This is a genomic window from Streptomyces sp. NPDC096323 (assembly GCF_040302845.1).
Lineage (GTDB): Bacteria > Actinomycetota > Actinomycetes > Streptomycetales > Streptomycetaceae > Streptomyces.
Genome location: NZ_JBEOSI010000003.1, coordinates 138,806 through 157,322, shown reverse-complemented (window position 1 = coordinate 157,322; position 18,517 = coordinate 138,806). Strand labels below are relative to the sequence as shown.

The following is an 18,517-nucleotide window of genomic DNA, read 5'->3' as shown; positions in this document are numbered from 1 at the left end:
ATTAGACGCTCTAACTTATTCTGTGCACAACACATCGAACTAGTGGAGAGCGAGAAGTCCCATGCAGGGAGAGGATCCGTTCGAACAGGGAACGGCGAGCATCCTGCGCCAGCCGAAGGCCGTCTGGGCCACAGCGGGCGCTTCCGTGGTCGCGTTCATGGGGATCGGCCTGGTGGACCCGATTCTCCCGTCCATCGCCAAGGGGCTGGAGGCGACGCCGAGCCAGGTGTCCCTGCTGTTCACCTCGTACTTCCTGATCACGGCCGTGGCGATGCTCGTCACCGGCTTCGTCTCCAGCCGCATCGGGGGACGCAGGACGCTGCTGGCCGGTCTCGCGCTCGTCGTGGTCTTCGCCGCGCTCTCCGGCACCTCCTCCTCCGTCGCGGAACTCGTCGGCTTCCGGGCCGGCTGGGGCCTGGGCAACGCACTCTTCGTCTCGACGGCACTCGCCGTGATCGTGGGAGCCGCGGCGGGAGGCAGCTCGGCGGCGATCCTGCTGTACGAATCGGCGCTCGGCCTCGGCATGGCCTGCGGGCCGCTGCTCGGGGCGCTGCTCGGTGACGCCAGCTGGCGGTACCCGTTCTTCGGCACCGCCGCACTGATGGCGATCGGCTTCGTCTGCATCACGGCGTTCCTGGGGGAACAGCCGAGGCCGGCCCGGAAGACCTCCCTACTCGACCCGCTCAAGGCACTCGGCCACCGCGGGCTCGCCTCCGTCGCGGCCTCGGCGTTCTTCTACAACTACGCGTTCTTCACGATCCTGGCGTTCACGCCGTTCGTCCTGAACATGACCCCGTACAAGTCCGGTGCCGTCTTCTTCGCCTGGGGTCTGCTGCTGGCGGTCTTCTCGGTGCTCGTGGCGCCGCGGCTGCAGAAGCGCTTCGGCTCGCTCAAGGTCGTCGGCGCCTCACTGGTGCTGCTCGCCGCGGACCTGGTGATCCTCGGGTACGGCAACCACACGACGGCGATCGTCTGCACCATCGTCTCCGGCGCCTTCATCGGCATGAACAACACCGTCTACACGGAACTGGCGCTCGGCGTCTCGGACGCGCCGCGCCCGGTGGCCAGCGCGGGCTACAACTTCGTCCGCTGGTTCGCGGCCGCCGCCGCTCCGTACCTGGCCCCGAAGATCGAGGAGTGGAGCAACATCCACATCCCCTTCGTGGTCGCCGCCGCCGCCGCGCTGATCGGTGCGGTCGTCGTCTGGGGCAGGCGCTCGGCGCTGACGCACGACGCGGAGGAGCTGGAACCGAAGCACGCCACCGAGGACGGCGTCACGGTCTTCGCCAACTGACGGGCCGCCACCCCGCCCCGTACCGCCCCGCCCACGGCTCACCCTCCTGGCCGCGCGGCGGGGCTCTCGCATCCCGTCCGGCTCAGTCCAGGGCGACCGACGACCGCAGCGGGTCCCGCAGATCCGTCCCCTGCGACAGCCACCGCTCCTGGAGTTCCTGCGCACCGCGGACCCGCTTCCAGGCCGCCTCGTTGGGCGTCATCGGCAGCAACGGCAGGAACCGTACGGGCTCCAGGGGCTCGTCCAGCTCCAGATCCTCGACCAGCCCCCCGGACTCGGCCACCAGCACCGAGCTGAACGGCGCGCCGGGCCACAGCGGTTCACCCACGTCCAGCGACGCACCCGGCGCCACGATCACCCCCTCCACCTGCGGCGAGGCCGCCAGCACGGCGAGTTTGCGCAGCACCTGGTCGGTGTCGGCGAGGCCGACGCGTACGGACAGGACCAGTTCGGCGCGCGGGCCCTTGACCGGGTCGGCGAGCGTGGCGGTCGGATCGGCCATCGGCTGGGCGGACATGCCGAGGGTGGCGTACCTCACCACGTCGCCGTCGATGAACCGCAGCACCTCGATCCGGTCCGTCCCGAGAAACGTCACTGCCGCGCGTGCGTCCGGTTCACCCAGGGCCGTCCGCAGACGTGCCTCGACCAGAGCAAGAATTTCTGCCATGCCGCGAGCATAGGACGCGTATGGAACGGGCAAAGTAAGGGATTGGCCCTGCACCGGCTGCTAGCCTGGGGTGCCGGTCGGGACAGCACGCAGAAGCGTCGCTCTCAAGTCCCGACGAAACGTCATCCCCTACGGGGGACCGACCGGAGGAGGTGGGGCTGCAGTGGATCCAAGTCGACCGTGCAGTACAACCGCTCTTCCGCTCGACACCTTTCTTCTGTGATCTGACGCCTTCTCGGTCAAGGCGCATGGCATTTCGCACGACGGAAGAGCACTCCTTTTTTGCCTGTCTGTAGCGAACGCCGTCGTCGTGCCTCCGCGGTGCCGCCCGCTTTGCGGACGTGAGCCCACGTCCCCATTCCGGGCTGTTCCACGCCTGCGCAGACGGCCCTCCGTGAAGGAGCCAGCCATGTCGATGATCCGTGACCTGCGCGCCGTCGTGCGCCCGTCCCTGCGCAAGAGCAACACCCTGCACAGCGGTTACGACACCACCCGCGACCCGTCCGCCTCCAGCGCGGTCGTCGACTGCGCGGTCTACCGCGACGGCCGCCGTATCGCCGAGCAGGACGGCACCTGCCGTACTCCGCACGAGGCGATGCTGCGCGTACGGGAGAAGGGCGGCTTCGCCTGGATCGGCCTCCACGAGCCGACCGAGGAGGAGTTCGCGGGGATCGCCCGCGAGTTCGGGCTGCACCCGCTCGCCGTGGAGGACGCCGTCCACGCCCACCAGCGGCCGAAGCTGGAGCGGTACGACGACACGCTGTTCACCGTCTTCAAGACGATCCACTACGTCGAGCACGCCGAGCTGACCGCGACCAGCGAGGTCGTCGAGACCGGCGAGGTGATGTGCTTCACCGGCCGGGACTTCGTCATCACCGTCCGGCACGGCGGTCACGGCTCGCTGCGTGCGCTGCGCCACAGGCTGCAGGACGACCCCGAGCTGCTCGCCAAGGGCCCGTCCGCGGTCCTGCACTCCATCGCCGACCATGTCGTCGACGGGTACATCGCGGTGGCGGGCGCCGTCCAGGACGACATCGACGAGGTGGAGATCGAGGTCTTCTCCACCCCGGACAAGGGCAGCCCGCGCGGTTCGGACGCCGGCCGGATCTACCAGCTCAAGCGCGAGGTGCTGGAGTTCAAGCGGGCCGTGTCCCCGCTGCTGCGCCCGATGCAGCTGCTCAGCGAGCGGCCGATGCGGCTGATCGACCCGGACATCCAGAAGTACTTCCGGGACGTCGCCGACCACCTGGTCCGGGTCCAGGAAGAGGTCATCGGCTTTGACGAACTGCTGAACTCCATCCTCCAGGCCAACCTGGCCCAGGCGACCGTCGCGCAGAACGAGGACATGCGCAAGATCACGTCCTGGGCGGCCATCATCGCCGTACCGACGATGATCTGCGGCGTCTACGGCATGAACTTCAAGCACATGCCGGAGCTGCGCTGGACGTACGGCTACCCGATGGTGCTGGGCTTCATCGGCGTGGTCTGTTTCTCCATCCACCGCATGCTGAAGCGCAACGGCTGGCTCTGAACCCGCCGGGACAGGGCCCGTCTAAGCTCTGCCCCATGACTGCTGCTGACACGCTGCTCGGGCCGGCCCTCGTCGAGGAGGCCACCAAGAAGTCGGGCCTCATCTGGGTGCGCGGCACCGGCCCCGCGCGGGCGCTGTGGCACGTGTGGCACGAGGGTGCGGCGCATCTCGTCGGGGACGGCCCCGGCGAGCAGCCGCTCCCGGCCGGGCTCGCCGACGGCGCCACCGCGGAGGTGACCGTCCGCAGCAAGGACAACGGCGGCCGGCTCGTCGCCTGGCCGGCCTCGGTGGCGGAGCTCGCCCCGCGCTCCGAGGAGTGGGAGGCCGCGGTCGCCGAGCTCAAGGGCAAGCGGCTCAACGCACCGGATGCCGAGCAGATGCCCGAGCGGTGGGCGCGCGAGTGCCGGATCGTCCGGCTGACGCCGCTCGACTCGCGTACGGATCTGCCCGACACCTCGGGGGCGGCCGCTCCGCTGCCCACCACCGCGACGACACGGCTCCCGGTGCCGGCGGGGCTGCCGCGGCTGCTGAAGCGGTCCCTGCGCCGGTCGTCATGACGACGCCGTCCTGACCGTCAGGACAACGCCGCCCTGACCGTCAGGACGACGTCAGGACGACTTCGGCAGCTGCTGTCCGTAGTCGACCGTCTCGTCCTCGGCCGGGGCCGCCAGCGCGAAGTCCTCGCCCCAGTCGGCGAGCGTGATGACGCCGCCGCCACCGCCGCGGGCGAAGCTCAGCGGATACGGAGTGCCCTCCAGGGACACGTCGAGGGCGCCGCCCTCGCCCTGGCCGCCCAGGATCCGGATGGTGCGCGTCCCGCCGACCTTGTCCCGGTCGCCCTTGCCGACCTTGCCGTGCAGCGTGAGCAACCCGTCGAGCAGCACCTTCTTGTCCGTGAAGCCGCGCAGCTGCTTGTACGTGGGGTCGTCCTCGGGCACCTTCACGTACTTGTCGTCCAGCTTGTCGGCGGCGGTGCCGCCCGCGCCCGACTCCTTGTCGTCGTCGTGGTTCCAGAAGCCGGCGTCGGCCTTGAGGTAGAGCTCGTCGCCGATCCTCAGCAGCTCGAAGGTGCTGTTCCTCGAGGTGACGGAGCCCGCACCGCCCTTGTTCTTGAGCTTCATGTCGATCTTGTACGTGCCGCCCTTGCTGACCAGCGTGCCGGCCAGCCGGACCGCGTCGGCGGAGTCCGCCGCCACCTGGGCCTTCTTCTCGATCTCCGGCCCGGTCAGCTTGCCGACGCCGTTGGTCCCCTGATCCGGATCCTCACCCGCGCACGCGGTCAGGCCCGCGGTCACCCCGGCACAGAGCACGAGAGCGAGGGCTGCGGTCCGGCGGCGGGTTCGGACGGGCGGGACAAAAGAGGTCACAGGCGCACTGCCTCTCATCTGCATGGCGGGGATGGCAGACGGCAGCGTACCCGTGCGGCCTACGTCTTCCGGCAGAGAGCCGTACGGACGGTTCGCCGGGGCGGCACGGAGCGGTACGGGCTAGCCTGATCACGTCATAAGGGTGCAAGAACTGTCGGAAGCGACCGCACGCGTCAACAGACAGCAGCGTCAGCAGACCGCAGCGTCAGCAGGCCGGACGTCAGCCGGCAGCGAACGAGGAGGCGCAGGCATGGCCCCAGGCACGCCCCGTGTCTTTGTCTCGCACCTGTCCGGCGTACCCGTGTTCGATCCCAACGGCGACCAGGTGGGCCGGCTCCGGGACCTGGTCGCCATGCTCCGGGTCGGCGGCCGGCCGCCCCGGCTGCTCGGCATCGTCGTCGAGGTGGTGAGCCGGCGGCGGATCTTCCTTCCGATGACCCGGGTGACGGGCATCGAGTCGGGACAGGTCATCACCACCGGCGTGATCAACATGCGGCGCTTCGAACAGCGGCCCACCGAACGTCTGGTGCTCGGCGAGTTCCTCGACCGGCGGGTCAGCCTGGTCGAGACCGGTGAGGAGGTCACCATCCTGGACGTGGCCATCCAGCAGCTGCCGGCCCGCCGGGACTGGGAGATCGACAAGTACTTCGTCCGCAAGGGCCGGGGCGGGGCCCTGCGCCGCAAGGGCGAGACCCTGACCGTCGAGTGGTCGGCGGTGAAGGGTTTCTCGCTGGAGGAGCACGGCCAGGGCGCGGAGTCGCTCGTGGCCACCTTCGAGAAGCTGCGCCCCACCGATGTGGCCAACGCCCTGCACCACCTCTCCCCGAAGCGCCGCGCGGAGGTCGCCGCCGCTCTGGACGACGACCGGCTCGCCGACGTCCTGGAGGAGCTACCCGAGGACGACCAGGTGGAGATCATCGGCAAGCTCAAGGAGGAGCGCGCGGCCGACGTCCTGGAGGCGATGGACCCGGACGACGCGGCCGACCTGCTCTCCGAGCTGCCCGAGGCGGACAAGGAGCGGCTGCTGACGCTGATGCGCCCCGACGACGCGGCCGACGTGCGGCGCCTGATGTCGTACGAGGAGCGCACCGCGGGCGGTCTGATGACCACCGAGCCGATCATCCTGCGTCCGGACGCGACGGTGGCCGACGCGCTGGCCCGGGTGCGCCAGTCGGACCTGTCCCCGGCGCTCGCCGCGCAGGTGTACGTGTGCCGGTCGCCGGACGAGACGCCCACGGGCAAGTACCTCGGGACGGTGCACTTCCAGCGGCTGCTGCGGGACCCGCCGTTCACCCTGGTCAGCTCTCTGGTCGACAGCGACCTGGTGTCGCTGACGCCCCAGACGCCGCTGTCGGTGGTGACCAGTTATCTGGCGGCGTACAACCTGGTCTCGGTGCCGGTGGTGGACGAGAGCGGCTCGCTGCTGGGCGCGGTGACGGTCGACGACGTCCTGGACCACCTGCTGCCCGAGGACTGGCGGGAGACCGACTTCCAGGGGCGGGAGGGGGTGCTCCGTGACCGGTGAGGACCGCTCCAGGGCGTCGAACGGCTCGACGGCGCTGACGCGCACCGCCCGGTCCCGGCTCGATCTGCCGAAGGCCCCGCGGCGGCGGCTGCTGCCGGAGTACGACCCCGAGGCGTTCGGCCGGTTCTCGGAGCGGATCGCCCGCTTCCTGGGCACCGGGCGGTTCATCGTCTGGATGACCCTGATCATCATCCTGTGGGTGGTGTGGAACATCTTCGCGCCCGAGCCGCTGCGGTTCGACGAGTACCCGTTCATCTTCCTGACCCTGATGCTCTCGCTCCAGGCCTCGTACGCGGCCCCGCTGATCCTTCTCGCGCAGAACCGGCAGGACGACCGCGACCGGGTCACCCACGAACAGGACCGCAAGCAGAACGAGCGCTCCATCGCCGACACCGAGTACCTGTCCAGGGAGATCGCCGCGTTGCGGATGGGCCTCGGAGAGGTCGCCACCCGCGACTGGATCCGCTCCGAACTGGAGGTTCTGGTGAAGGACCTGGACGAGCGGCGGGCGCTGCAGCCCGCCGAGAGTGACGAAGACCGCTGACAGGGCTACCCACGCGTAGCACCGGGCGCCGTACCATCGTCCGTATGGCTACGGAAGACGCGGTGCTTGAGGCACTGGCGACAGTGAACGACCCGGAGATCCACCGCCCGATCACCGAACTCGGCATGGTGAAATCGGTCGAGATCGATCCTGACGGTGTGGTCGCTGTCACGGTGTATCTCACCGTCTCCGGCTGTCCGATGCGCGAGACGATCACCAAGAACGTGACGGACGCGGTCGCCCTCGTCGAGGGGGTGTCACGGGTCGAGGTCACGCTCGACGTGATGAGCGACGAGCAGCGCAAGGACCTCGCGGCCTCCTTGCGCGGCGGCACCGCGGAGCGCGAGGTGCCGTTCGCCCAGCCCGGGTCACTGACCCGGGTGTACGCGGTCGCCTCCGGCAAGGGCGGCGTCGGCAAGTCCTCGGTGACGGTGAACCTCGCGGCGGCGATGGCGGCCGACGGTCTCAAGGTCGGCGTCGTGGACGCGGACATCTACGGTCACAGCGTGCCCCGGATGCTCGGCGCGGACGGCAAGCCGACCCAGGTCGAGAACATGATCATGCCGCCGTCGGCGCACGGCGTGAAGGTCATCTCCATCGGCATGTTCACCCCGGGCAACGCCCCGGTGGTGTGGCGCGGACCGATGCTGCACCGCGCGCTCCAGCAGTTCCTCGCCGATGTGTACTGGGGCGACCTGGACGTCCTGCTCCTCGACCTGCCGCCGGGCACGGGCGACATCGCGATCTCCGTGGCCCAGCTGGTGCCGAACGCGGAGATCCTGGTCGTCACGACCCCGCAGCAGGCCGCGGCCGAGGTGGCCGAGCGCGCCGGTTCGATCGCCGTGCAGACCCACCAGAAGATCGTCGGCGTCGTCGAGAACATGTCGGGCATGCCGTGCCCGCACTGCGACGAGATGGTCGACGTGTTCGGTTCGGGCGGTGGCGCACGGGTGGCCGAGGGGCTGACGAAGACGGTCGGCGCGGAGGTGCCGGTGCTCGGCTCCATCCCGATCGACGTACGGCTGCGCGAGGGCGGCGACGAGGGCAGGCCCGTCGTGCTGTCCGACCCCGACTCCCCGGCCGGCAAGGCCCTGCGCACCATCGCGGACAAGCTGGGCGGCCGTCAGCGCGGCCTGTCCGGCATGTCGCTGGGCATCACCCCGCGCAACAAGTTCTGAGGAATCGGCCTCGCCGGCGTTCGAGGCGCGGGGTCCGGGCAGAGCCCGGTTTCGGGGCTCCGCCCCGTCCCCCCGCGCCTCGGACGCCGGTGAGGCACTAGACCTACGCGTCGTACGAGGTGATGTCCTCGACGACCGAGAAGCCCAGCCCGTACGCGCTCATCCCGCGCCCGTAGGCGCCGATGTGCACGCCGTGCGCCGACCCCGCCAGCACCCAGCCGAATTCGGACTCGCGGTAGTGGAAGGGCACCGGCACCCCGTCGACCGGCAGCGAAAGCGCCGACCAGGCGGGGCCGTCCAGGTCGTCGGCGAGTTCGAACGCCGTCTCCGTCTGCTGGTCCAGCCAGTCGTCGCGCAGGGTGTGGTCCAGCTGCGGCGGCCAGGTGCAGGCGAGCAGGCCCGAGCCCGCCAGCCAGGCCGCGGAGGAGACAGTCGTCGCGTCCAGCACCCCCGTGCCGTCGCCGCTGCGCCGTACCGGGCTGCTGGCCACGGTCACGACCACCGCGAAGCGCAGCTTGTCCGCACCCGAGTCGCCGCCTCCGCGTACCGAAGGCTCGTCACCGTGACCGGTGGAGCCGTGCTGCACCGTGCCGTCCGCCGCGGTGCCCACCTGCATCAGCCAGCGGCGCCCGGTGAAGGCCTCGTCCAGTCCGTACCAGGGGAAAGGGGCCCGCAGATAGCCGTCGACCGTGAGCCGGGCCGCCGGCACCCCCTCCGCCGTGGCTGTGTCCGGCGCACCATCCGCGCCCACCCGACTCGTCGTCTCCATCTGCCCGGCCGCCTCCTCGATCATCAAGGTCCGGGCGGCCAGCCCCCGCGGGCGTACACATCACCGGACAGATGGAGAATAGCCATACCGTCCTGACACGCCGGGATTGACCGGTGTCAGGTGGCGTCTGCGTCGAACGGCGGGTGGTCGGTCTTCGTGGGCTGCTCACTCTTCTTGAGCAGGTCGGGAGCGCCCGCGGAGCCATTGGCCGCGGTGACCGCCGAACCGCCCGACACGCCGCTCTTCGCCTCGACGGCGGAACTCCCGCGCCCGTTCACCACGTCGGTGACCTCGGCGACCTCCTTGCGGAGATCGAAGCTCTCCCGGATCTCCTTCAGCCCCAGATCGTCATTGCCGTCCATGAGCTGCTTGCGGACGAACGTCTTGGGGTTGAGGTCCTCGAAGTCGAAGTCCTTGAACTCCGGTCCGAGCTCCGTGCGGATGTCCGCCTTGGCGCTCTCCGAGAACTCACGGATCTTCCGGATGAAGCGCGAGGCGTCCTGGATGACCTTGGGAAGCTTCTCCGGACCGAAGACGAGTACGCCGATGATGGCCAGCGCCACCAGCTCCAGTGGGCCTATGTCATTGAACACCTTGCGGCTCCTCGTGTTCTCCGCGACCAGGTCGGATGGGGCCCGGGCACGGACCACGGTACCCGCCGGAACTGTCCGGGCGGTAGCTTCTCGTGGCCGTCACGTGCCGGTTGCCGAGCCGAGCGTCAAAGTCATGGACAGGTCTTTACCGCCTCGGGTCAGCGTGAGCTCCAGCTGGTCGCCCGGCCGGTGCGAGCGGATCTTCACTATCAGCTCCTCCCCGCTGTGCACCCGCCTGCCGTCCACTTCGGTGATGATGTCGCCCGGACGGATGCCCGCCCGAGCGCCGGGACCGCCCTCGGTGACGGAGGACTTGCCGTCGGCGCCCTTGGGCCCGACCTTGGCGCCGTCCCCCGTGTACTTCATGTCGAGGCTCACACCGATCACCGGGTGGGTGGCCTTCCCGGTGTTGATGAGCTCCTCGGCGACGCGCTTGCCCTGGTTGATCGGGATGGCGAAGCCGAGACCGATGGAACCGGCCTGGCCGCCCTCCGTCGTCGAGCCCGTGTCGGCGGCGCGGATGGCGCTGTTGATCCCGATGACATGCGCGTCGGTGTCCACCAGCGGGCCGCCGGAGTTGCCCGGGTTGATCGGGGCGTCGGTCTGGAGCGCGTCGACGTAGCTGATGTCGCTGCCGTCGCCCTTCTCACCGCCCGCCGTGATCGGCCGGTCCTTGGCGCTGATGATGCCGGACGTCACGGTGTTGGACAGGTCGAAGGGTGCGCCGATGGCCACCACAGGGTCCCCGACCCGCACGTTGTCGGAGTTGCCCAGGGGCAGGGGCTTCAGCCCGGAGACGCCGCTGACCTTGACGACGGCCAGGTCGTAGCCGCTGTCCTTGCCGACGACCTCGGCGCTCGCGGTCTCACCGCCGCTGAACGTCACGGTGATCTCGCCCGAGGAACCGGCCGGGGCGACCACGTGATTGTTGGTCAGGATGTGGCCCCGGTCGTCCAGGACGAAGCCGGTGCCGGTGCCCGATTCGGCGGTGCCGCTGACGTGCAGGGTGACCACGCTGGGCAGGGCGCTCGCCGCTATGCCGGCGACGCTGTCGGGGGCGCGCCCACCGCCGTTGCGCTCGTCCTGGGGCAGCTCGATGGCGGTGAGGCCCCCGTTGCGCTCCACGTAGGCGCCGATGCCGCCACCGATGCCGCCCGCCACCAGGGCGAGGAGCAGCGCGCCGACGAGGACCGGGCCGCGCCGCTTCTTCCGGCGGCCGTCGGGGCCGAGCGGCGGTCCTGGCTGGGTGATGAGCGGCTGCCGGGGCGCGCTCCAGGGGTCGTACTGGAGCCACTGGGGCGACGGGGGCTGCGGTGAGTGCGGCTGGGGGTGCGGCTGCGGGTGCGCGGCCTGGGCGTGAGGGGCGTGCGCCTGGGCCTGCGGGTGGGCCTGCGGGTGCGGCGGCATCGGGGGCGCGGCCTGGAAGGCGGGCGCGGGGGTATGCGGCACGGTGAGGCCGGCGCCGTTCGTCCCCGCGTGGGGCGGGGGCACGGGGGTGCCGTGTGCCGGGGTCGGCCGCTGCACGGGAGGTGCGGGCGCCCAGGGGCCGGGGCCGCCGTAGGGCGGGGTGCCGTACGGGTCGGGTTCGTGGAGCGGCTGCCCGGGCGTCCGGGGCGCGGGCGCGGCGTCCTCGGGGGCCGGGGTCACGTCGGCCGGCCCCGAGGTCTCGGGCGTCACGGTCACGGCTGTGTGTTCGGCTTCGGCGGCCGGGGGCATCGCGTCCTCGACGGGCAACGGCTCCTCGGGCGCCGTGCGCGTGGCGCGCCCCGGCGCGGGCCGGCTCCACCACTTCGCCTTCGGCTCGGTGGTCTTCCCGTCGTCCATGCTCTCCCCGCAACTGCCGTAAGCCGGCCTCTGCACGCCCCCGACGGGGCGGCCCTCCGGAAATCCTGCCGGAATTCAACCAGGTTTACGGATGCCCTGCGCAGCCCCGTACACCGACCTTCGTCAGCGGCCCTTCATCAGCCGCCGCCCTTCATCAGCGGCGGGGCGAAAGCGGCAGCCCGTGATCGGCGGGGGCCGGCACTCCGGCAGCCGTGGTGGGCGTCCGGGACGGCGCCGGGGTGGACGGGGCGAGTCCGCTGCCGAGTGCCCGGGCGAACAGTGGGTTGCTCGCGTCGGGGCGTATCAGCGAGGGCGCGGACACGGTGTGCTGGACGGGAAGCGCGAACGGGTTGCCGTTGAACCCCCCGGTGCCGAGCAGGGAGGGCGCGGAGGAGAACGCCAACGGCGCGGCGTTCACCGCGTTCACCGCGAGCGAGAACCGGTGGTCGGCGCCGGCCGCGGCGAGCGTGCCGTGGCTGCCGCCTCCTCGGCGGCTGACGGTGCCGCTCTCCGCACGGGCGTCGCCGTCGAGCGGAGCCACGGCACTGCCCGGGCCGCCGGCGCGCGTGGGCGTCTCGGTGCCCGAGTCCGTCGGCAGGGAGCCGCCGAGCGCGATGGCGGCCAGCGAGACGGCGCTGGCCGCAGCGAAGGCGAACCGGCGTCCCCGCCACGGCGAGCGGTCGCCCTCGCGGCCGGCCTCGTGGATCCGGAAGACGGATCCGGCCGGAGCCGCGGGCATCACCGCGGCCGGACCGTGGAGCGTCGGAAGGTAACCGAAGGCGGTCGGCGGGGAGCCGTCCGAGGGCGATTCCGCACGGCTGCCGGAGGGGTGCATCACGGGGAAGACGCCGTCACCGAACAGCCCTGAGCCGCCCATGGGTCTTCCCCGGCCGGCGTCGTCACCACCCGGTCCGCCGGGAAGGCCCTGGAGCCGGGCAAGGAACCCCTCGGAGGGCGAGGGCGGGGCCGACTGTGCGAAGACACTCTTCAGGCGCCGCTGGGCGGCGGCCTCGGCCTTGCACTTGGCGCAGGTCGCGAGGTGGGCGAGGCACCGGTCCCGGGCGTCGTGCTTCAGCTCGCCGTCGACGAGCGCGGCGAGACGGTCCCCCAGGTGCTGTTCCGCGGAGGTCGGACCTGTGCCGCTCACGCCGTTCCGCCCTCCCCCGAGACGAGGGCGCCCGCCAGCGAGCGCTGCCCGGCACGGGCCTCCGGCGAGCGGTGCTGCAGCGCCTTGCGCAGGTGCGAGCGCCCGCGGTGGATACGGCTGCGCACGGTGCCGAGCTTCACGCCGAGTGTCGCGGCGATCTCCTCGTACGAAAGTCCCTCGATGTCGCACAGCACGACCGCGGCCCGGAATTCGGGCGCGAGGGTGTCCAGCGCCTGCTGGACGTCCGCGTCGAAGTGGGTGTCGTTGAAGACCTGCTGGGGCGACGGCTCCCGGCTCGGCAGCCGCTCCGCGGCGTCGTCCCCGAGGGAGTCGAAGCGGATGCGCTGCTTGCGGCGGACCATGTCCAGGAACAGATTGGTCGTGATGCGGTGCAGCCAGCCCTCGAAGGTGCCGGGCGTGTACGTCGACAGCGAACGGAACACCCGGACGAAGACCTCCTGGGTGAGGTCCTCGGCGTCGTGCTGGTTACCCGTCAGCCGGTAGGCAAGGCGGTAGACACGACCGCTGTGCGTGCTGACGATCTCTTCCCATGAGGGCGGCGTCCACGCCTGGGAGTCCGCATCAGAGGCGAAGGTCGCGGTCGGTGCGGAGTCGTTGGAAGAACGGTCAGCAATGTTGGTCACGGATTTCGGCTCACCCGCCGACCTGAGGAAGCGCCACAGCACTCCTCCCCGATCCACAGGCGCAGCCGCACCTCCCCTATCGGCTCTGGTGGTGTCCAGTGGAGCCCCTACCATAGCCACCTCGCCCGTTAGCTCCGGATAAGCCTTTTTCCTGCTGGGGCCGGGGATGTCCCCGGGAACCGGCCGCCCGCCGGTTCCGGGCCCGGTCCGCGGGCCCGATCGGCGTGCTTTCCCCTGCTCTTCCCTAACGCCCGGTCCCATCTGCGGGTTCCCGGGTGCAGCGGATACAGTCACCGTTGCGCCAACTACGGGGACAGGAGAGGGTCATCACCGCCAACCGGCAGACGAGCTGGGCGTTCGCCGACGCCTTTGTCGCCGAGGACGAAGCACTGCGCTGGGCCCGGGACCGGGCACGCGACGCGGGGCTCCGCTCGGTGTCACCAGGCACCGGCGCAGCGCTGCGTCTGCTCGCTGCCACGACGGACGCCAAGGCGGTGGCCGAGATCGGCACGGGAACGGGCGTGTCCGGCCTCTATCTGCTGCACGGCATGCGCCCCGACGGGGTGCTGACCACGGTCGACCCGGAGCCCGAACGCCAGCAGTTCGCCCGTGAGGCGTTCCGCGCGGCCGGCTTCGCCGCCAATCGGGCCCGCTTCATCCCCGGCCGCGCCCTCGACGTACTCCCCCGGCTGGCGGACGGCGGATACGACCTCGTGTTCTGCGACGGCGACCGGCTGGAGAGCCTGGACATCCTCGCTGAATCGTTGCGCCTGCTGCGGCCCGGTGGTCTGGTCTGCTTCGAGGGCGTCTTCGCGGACGGCCGTACGGTCGACTCCGCCGCCCAGCCCGCGGAGGTGCTGCGCCTGCGCGAGCTGCTGCGCGCGGTCCGCGAGAGCCAGGAGCTGATGGCGACACTGCTGCCGGTGGGCGACGGCCTTCTCTGCGCGGTACGACGGGGCTGAGCCCGTCCTGCCCGGACAGCACCCCGTCCGCACACCACCCCGAACGCACCACTGCCCCGGCACGGAGACCGTGCCGGGACAGTGGTGAAGTGTGGGCGTCTCTAGCTCAGCCGACGACCTTCTTGAGGGCATCGCCGAGGGCATCGGCCTCGTCCGGAGTCAGCTCCACGACAAGCCGACCGCCACCTTCGAGCGGAACGCGCATGACGATGCCCCGCCCCTCCTTTGTCACCTCGAGCGGGCCGTCGCCCGTCCGCGGCTTCATGGCCGCCATGCTCGTTCCCCTTCCTGAAACCAGCTCAATCGCAACCGGCGGCCCCATGACAGGCGCTGCCTCACCGGCATCGAACACGTTGCTTCCACGTCATTATCCCGCATCACAGACCCCGATGACCAACATCGCTCTGCATCGCTTGCGCAACGCGCTCTCTCAAAACCACCCAATTCGGCGATCCGACTGCGATACTCCGTCCCTTCGCACCCCCCATCGCGGCGGAATTGTTAGACGCAGGTCACATGTTCGCGTCCGCCGGCGTCGGTCATGCTGGCCTGGACAGGGCATTTCGAAGACGCGTCGAAGACGCACAGAGGGGACCGCACATGGCCGATCACGAGGACGCCGTGCTCTATGAAGTGAGCGACGGGCTCGCGACGATCACGATCAACCGTCCCGACGCGATGAACGCCATGAACACCGCGGCCAAGGTGACCCTGCGTGACGCCCTGCAGGCGGCCGGTGCCGACACCGCCGTGCGGGCGGTCCTGCTGACCGCGGCCGGCGGGCGCGCCTTCTGTGTCGGCCAGGACCTCAAGGAACACCTCTCCAAGCTGTCCGAGGTCCGTGCGTCGGGGGGCGGCAACGCGCTCAGCACGGTCCAGGAGCACTACAACCCCATCGTGCGGGCGCTCACGGAGATGCCGAAGCCGGTCGTCGCCGGGGTCAACGGCGCCGCCGCCGGTGCGGGCTTCGGCTTCGCCCTCGCCTGCGACTACCGGGTCGCCGCCGACACCGCCTCGTTCAACACCTCGTTCGCCGGTGTGGCCCTCACCGCCGACTCGGGCGTCTCCTGGACGCTGCCCCGGCTGATCGGCCACAGCCGTGCCGCCGATCTGCTGCTCTTCCCGCGCTCCATCTCCGCCAAGGACGCCCACGACCTGGGCATCGTGAACAAGCTGGTGCCCGCCGCCGACCTCGCCGCCGAGGCCGCCGCGGTGGCCCGCGCCCTGGCCGACGGCCCGACGGTGGCGTATGCCGCGCTCAAGGAGTCCCTCGCCTACGGCGCAGGTCACACCCTTGCCGAGGCGCTGGAGAAGGAGGACGAACTCCAGACGAGGGCGGGCGCGTCGCAGGACCACGCGATCGCGGTGCAGGCGTTCCTCGACAAGGAGAAGCCGAAGTACCTCGGGCGGTAGTCGGGCTCCGCGCTACGCGGCGCCGCCGCCGCGGGCCACGCAGTCGGCGAGGTGGTCGTCGACGAGGCCGCACGCCTGCATCAGGGCGTAGGCCGTGGTCGGGCCGATGAACCGCAGCCCGCGCTTCTTCAGGTCCTTCGACAGCGCCGTTGACTCAGCGGTGACGGCCGCCACGTCCCCGAGGACGCGGGGGGCGGGGCGGCTCGCCGGATCGGGGGCGTACGACCAGATCAGCTCGTCCAGCTCGCCGTCCTGCCAGCCGGCCAGCACCTGGGCGTTGGCGAGGGTGGCGTCGATCTTCGCCCGGTTGCGGATGATGCCCGCGTCGGCGAGGAGCCGCTCCCGGTCCGCCTCGGTGAACGCCGCGACCTTCGGGATGCTGAACCCGGCGAACGCGCTGCGGAAGCCTTCGCGACGGCGCAGGATCGTCAGCCAGGACAGCCCGGACTGGAACGCCTCCAGGCTCAGCCGTTCGAACAGGGCGTCGTCGCCGCGGACCGGGCGACCCCATTCGGTGTCGTGGTAGATGCGGTAGTCCTCGGTGGCGAGGCCCCAGGGGCAGCGCAGCCCGCCGTCCGCCGCCGGCTGGGCGCCGCCGCTCATCGTCCGGTCTCCTCGTCGGGGCGCGGGGCATTGGGCTGGGGGGCCGCGTCCTGCGGCTCCGGTGACTCCCAGGGCGCGTGTGGCCGTTCCTCGGGCCGCTTCAGCAGATCGGGACGGCCGGCCCGCGTGGCCTGGGCGCCGGCGAGCGCCGACTCCAGCTCCGCGATGCGGGCGTCCCGCTCGGCGAGCTCGGCGCCGAGACGGCCCAGCGCGTCGTCCACATCGGCCATCCGGTAGCCGCGCGCGGTGACGGGCAGCCGGAGCGCCTCGACGTCCGCGCGGCCCACCGGGCGCGTCGCGGGCAGCGGATCCGTCAGCTGCTCGGGCGCCACGTCCTGCAGGATGGCACTCTTCCCTCCGCCGACCACCGCAAGGGTGACCGCGGCTACCACCACCACCATCGCGAGCAGCAAGAACCAGAACACGCGTATCTCCCCGGGAGCGGAATTCGTCCGGGTCCGATCGTGCCATGAGGGACTGACAGTTAGGGTCGGCAGTCGGTCCTGGTGGGGTTTCCGCCGGGGGATTCACAGGGAGAGATGCGGGATGCGAAGCGGTGCGCTCAGGCTGGGGCGGCGCGAATTCGGTGCGCACGAGCCGGTGATCATGGCGATCGTGAACCGCACCCCGGACTCCTTCTACGACCAGGGCGCCACCTTCCACGACGAGCCCGCGCTCACCCGGGTCGAGCAGGCCGTGGCCGACGGCGCGGCGATCATCGACATCGGCGGGGTCAAGGCCGGCCCCGGCGAGGAGGTCACCGCCGAGGAGGAGGCCCGTCGCACCGTCGGGTTCGTCGCCGAGGTCCGCCGCCGCCACCCGGACGTGGTGATCAGCGTCGACACGTGGCGCCACGACGTCGGGGAGGCCGTCTGCGAGGCGGGCGCCGACCTGCTGAACGACGCGTGGGGCGGGGTCGACCCGAAGCTGGCGGAGGTCGCCGCGCGGTACGGGGCGGGGCTGGTCTGCACCCACGCGGGCGGCGCCGAGCCGCGGACCCGGCCGCACCGGGCCGGGTACGAGGACGTGATGGCCGACATCCTGCGGGTGACCGTGGGGCTGGCCGAGCGGGCCGTGGCACTGGGGGTCCGGCCGGACGGGATCATGATCGACCCCGGACATGACTTCGGGAAGAACACCCGGCACTCGCTGGAGGCGACGCGCCGGCTCGGCGAGATGGCGGAGACGGGGTGGCCCGTACTGGTCTCGCTCTCCAACAAGGACTTCGTCGGCGAGACGCTGGACCGGCCGGTGAAGGAGCGGCTGCTCGGGACGCTGGCGACGACCGCGGTGTCCGCGTGGCTGGGGGCGCGGGTGTACCGGGTCCACGAGGTCGCGGAGACGCGGGATGTCCTGGACATGGTGGCGTCCATCGCGGGGCGGCGGGCGCCGGCGGTGGCGCGGCGGGGGCTCGCGTAGCGAGTTTGGGCGGGCGCGTGCGCCTGCGGTGGGCGCGCCTCGGGGGCGGGGCGCTGCTCGGCTCCGCGCCGCCGGGCCCGGCTCGGCGCCTGCCGTGGGCGGGGGGCGTGCGGTGAGCCGGGGCGCCTGCGGCGGGCCTTCTCCCCGCCCCTTCCCGTAACCGGGACTCCGCCCCGGACCCCGCTCCTCAATCGCCGGAGGGGCTGGGCGATACGCGGGCGGTCCCGGTCTCGCGGGAGCGTGTCGCGCTAGCGGCCGACCTCCTTCGTCACCAGGCCCACCGCCTCCTCCACATCGTCCGTGACGTGGAACAGCAGCAGGTCCTTCGACGACGCCTTGCCCTGGGCCACCACCGTGTCGCGGAGCCAGTCCACCAGGCCGCCCCAGTACTCCGTACCGAACAGCACGATCGGGAAGCGGGTGACCTTGCCCGTCTGGACCAGGGTGAGCGCCTCGAAGAGTTCGTCGAGGGTGCCGAGGCCGCCGGGCAGGACGACGAAGCCCTGGGCGTACTTCACGAACATCGTCTTGCGGACGAAGAAGTAGCGGAAGTTGACGCCGATGTCGACGTGCGGGTTGAGGCCCGACTCGAAGGGCAGCTCGATGCCGAGGCCGACCGAGACGCCCTTCGCCTCCCGTGCGCCCCTGTTCGCCGCCTCCATCGCTCCGGGGCCGCCCCCGGTGATCACCGCGAAGCCCGCCTCGACGAGCGCCCGGCCGATGCGCACGCCCGCCTCGTACTCCGGCGTACCGGCCGGTGTGCGGGCGGATCCGAAGACGCTGATCGCGCTCGGCAGTTCGGCGAGTGCGCCGAAGCCCTCGACGAACTCCGACTGGATGCGCATGACCCGCCATGGGTCGGTGTGCACCCACTCGGAGTCGCCCTCGGAGTCCAGCAGCCGCTGATCGGTCGTGCCGGGCTGCACCTGGTCCCTGCGGCGCAGCACCGGGCCGAGCCGCTGTTCCTCGGGCTTGACCGCTCCCTCGGGGACCTCCGCGCCCTCAGGGATCCTTGCGTCCTCCGGGTTGCCCATGAC

At 71.2% G+C, this 18,517-nt stretch carries 20 protein-coding genes; 9 read left to right on the top strand and 11 right to left on the bottom strand.

The genetic code is table 11. From position 1 onward, the window contains the following. Positions 1-61 precede the first annotated feature (61 nt). Complete coding sequence (locus ABTX18_RS08560) at positions 62-1,294, top strand: MFS transporter (RefSeq protein WP_352122004.1); 1,233 nt, start codon at positions 62-64, stop codon at positions 1,292-1,294. An 82-nt stretch (positions 1,295-1,376) separates the two neighbouring features. Here ABTX18_RS08560 and ABTX18_RS08555 read toward each other — a convergent pair whose 3' ends face one another. Further along, positions 1,377-1,961 (bottom strand): suppressor of fused domain protein, encoded by a 585-nt coding sequence (locus tag ABTX18_RS08555; RefSeq protein WP_352122003.1) that lies wholly within the window; start codon positions 1,959-1,961, stop codon positions 1,377-1,379. A 409-nt stretch (positions 1,962-2,370) separates the two neighbouring features. Here ABTX18_RS08555 and ABTX18_RS08550 point away from each other — a divergent pair, with 409 nt between their 5' ends. After that, positions 2,371-3,492, top strand: coding sequence for a magnesium and cobalt transport protein CorA (locus ABTX18_RS08550; protein WP_352122002.1), 1,122 nt, complete (start codon positions 2,371-2,373; stop codon positions 3,490-3,492). Positions 3,493-3,527: 35 nt separating this feature from the next. Beyond that, the gene (locus tag ABTX18_RS08545) at positions 3,528-4,049 is read left to right on the top strand and encodes a hypothetical protein (RefSeq protein WP_352122001.1); all 522 of its coding nucleotides are present in this window, start codon (positions 3,528-3,530) and stop codon (positions 4,047-4,049) included. Positions 4,050-4,100: 51 nt separating this feature from the next. Here the strand turns inward: ABTX18_RS08545 and ABTX18_RS08540 are convergent, their stop codons facing one another. Next, complete coding sequence (locus ABTX18_RS08540) at positions 4,101-4,859, bottom strand: hypothetical protein (RefSeq protein WP_352122000.1); 759 nt, start codon at positions 4,857-4,859, stop codon at positions 4,101-4,103. 250 nt (positions 4,860-5,109) lie between these two features. Here ABTX18_RS08540 and ABTX18_RS08535 point away from each other — a divergent pair, with 250 nt between their 5' ends. The 3 genes from ABTX18_RS08535 to ABTX18_RS08525 are packed head-to-tail and all read left to right on the top strand — an operon-like array spanning position 5,110 to position 8,106. Then, complete coding sequence (locus tag ABTX18_RS08535; protein WP_352121999.1) at positions 5,110-6,384, top strand: magnesium transporter MgtE N-terminal domain-containing protein; 1,275 nt, start codon at positions 5,110-5,112, stop codon at positions 6,382-6,384. Beyond that, positions 6,374-6,928 (top strand): DUF1003 domain-containing protein, encoded by a 555-nt coding sequence (locus tag ABTX18_RS08530; protein ID WP_352121998.1) that lies wholly within the window; start codon positions 6,374-6,376, stop codon positions 6,926-6,928. The genes ABTX18_RS08535 and ABTX18_RS08530 overlap by 11 nt, the downstream gene beginning before the upstream one ends. Before the next feature lie 44 nt (positions 6,929-6,972). Beyond that, the gene (locus ABTX18_RS08525) at positions 6,973-8,106 is read left to right on the top strand and encodes an Mrp/NBP35 family ATP-binding protein (RefSeq protein WP_352121997.1); all 1,134 of its coding nucleotides are present in this window, start codon (positions 6,973-6,975) and stop codon (positions 8,104-8,106) included. A 103-nt stretch (positions 8,107-8,209) separates the two neighbouring features. Here the strand turns inward: ABTX18_RS08525 and ABTX18_RS08520 are convergent, their stop codons facing one another. The 5 genes from ABTX18_RS08520 to sigE form a co-directional block, all read right to left on the bottom strand. After that, positions 8,210-8,875: a hypothetical protein gene (locus ABTX18_RS08520; RefSeq protein WP_352121996.1), complete on the bottom strand. Its 666-nt coding sequence runs from the start codon at positions 8,873-8,875 to the stop codon at positions 8,210-8,212. Between the two features lie 116 nt (positions 8,876-8,991). Continuing rightward, positions 8,992-9,468, bottom strand: coding sequence for a sec-independent translocase (locus tag ABTX18_RS08515; protein ID WP_352121995.1), 477 nt, complete (start codon positions 9,466-9,468; stop codon positions 8,992-8,994). Positions 9,469-9,567: 99 nt separating this feature from the next. After that, positions 9,568-11,292: a S1C family serine protease gene (locus ABTX18_RS08510; protein WP_352121994.1), complete on the bottom strand. Its 1,725-nt coding sequence runs from the start codon at positions 11,290-11,292 to the stop codon at positions 9,568-9,570. A 154-nt stretch (positions 11,293-11,446) separates the two neighbouring features. Further along, positions 11,447-12,439: a zf-HC2 domain-containing protein gene (locus ABTX18_RS08505; protein WP_352121993.1), complete on the bottom strand. Its 993-nt coding sequence runs from the start codon at positions 12,437-12,439 to the stop codon at positions 11,447-11,449. Continuing rightward, positions 12,436-13,197: an RNA polymerase sigma factor SigE gene (gene sigE, locus ABTX18_RS08500; protein WP_352121992.1), complete on the bottom strand. Its 762-nt coding sequence runs from the start codon at positions 13,195-13,197 to the stop codon at positions 12,436-12,438. The genes ABTX18_RS08505 and sigE overlap by 4 nt, the downstream gene beginning before the upstream one ends. 182 nt (positions 13,198-13,379) lie before the next feature. Between sigE and ABTX18_RS08495 the strand changes: the two genes are divergently transcribed. Then, the gene (locus tag ABTX18_RS08495; RefSeq protein ID WP_352121991.1) at positions 13,380-14,045 is read left to right on the top strand and encodes an O-methyltransferase; all 666 of its coding nucleotides are present in this window, start codon (positions 13,380-13,382) and stop codon (positions 14,043-14,045) included. A 106-nt stretch (positions 14,046-14,151) separates the two neighbouring features. Here ABTX18_RS08495 and ABTX18_RS08490 read toward each other — a convergent pair whose 3' ends face one another. Next, entirely contained in the window at positions 14,152-14,319 is a 168-nt protein-coding gene (locus tag ABTX18_RS08490; RefSeq protein ID WP_003966491.1) for a DUF3117 domain-containing protein, read from the bottom strand. A 326-nt stretch (positions 14,320-14,645) separates the two neighbouring features. On the opposite strand from ABTX18_RS08490, the gene chcB reads away from it, so the two are divergent. Then, positions 14,646-15,458, top strand: coding sequence for a 2-cyclohexenylcarbonyl CoA isomerase (gene chcB / locus ABTX18_RS08485; RefSeq protein WP_352121990.1), 813 nt, complete (start codon positions 14,646-14,648; stop codon positions 15,456-15,458). Between the two features lie 12 nt (positions 15,459-15,470). Here the strand turns inward: chcB and ABTX18_RS08480 are convergent, their stop codons facing one another. Beyond that, a complete protein-coding gene (locus ABTX18_RS08480; protein WP_352121989.1) occupies positions 15,471-16,061 on the bottom strand; it encodes a DNA-3-methyladenine glycosylase I in 591 nt (196 codons plus the stop codon). Further along, positions 16,058-16,486: a hypothetical protein gene (locus ABTX18_RS08475; protein WP_352121988.1), complete on the bottom strand. Its 429-nt coding sequence runs from the start codon at positions 16,484-16,486 to the stop codon at positions 16,058-16,060. Before ABTX18_RS08475 ends, ABTX18_RS08480 begins: the two co-directional genes overlap by 4 nt. A gap of 121 nt (positions 16,487-16,607) precedes the next feature. Here ABTX18_RS08475 and folP point away from each other — a divergent pair, with 121 nt between their 5' ends. Then, positions 16,608-17,480: a dihydropteroate synthase gene (folP, locus tag ABTX18_RS08470; protein WP_352121987.1), complete on the top strand. Its 873-nt coding sequence runs from the start codon at positions 16,608-16,610 to the stop codon at positions 17,478-17,480. Between the two features lie 248 nt (positions 17,481-17,728). On the opposite strand, the gene ABTX18_RS08465 is transcribed toward folP, so the two are convergent. Beyond that, complete coding sequence (locus ABTX18_RS08465) at positions 17,729-18,514, bottom strand: LOG family protein (protein WP_136330752.1); 786 nt, start codon at positions 18,512-18,514, stop codon at positions 17,729-17,731. Positions 18,515-18,517: the final 3 nt, after the last annotated feature.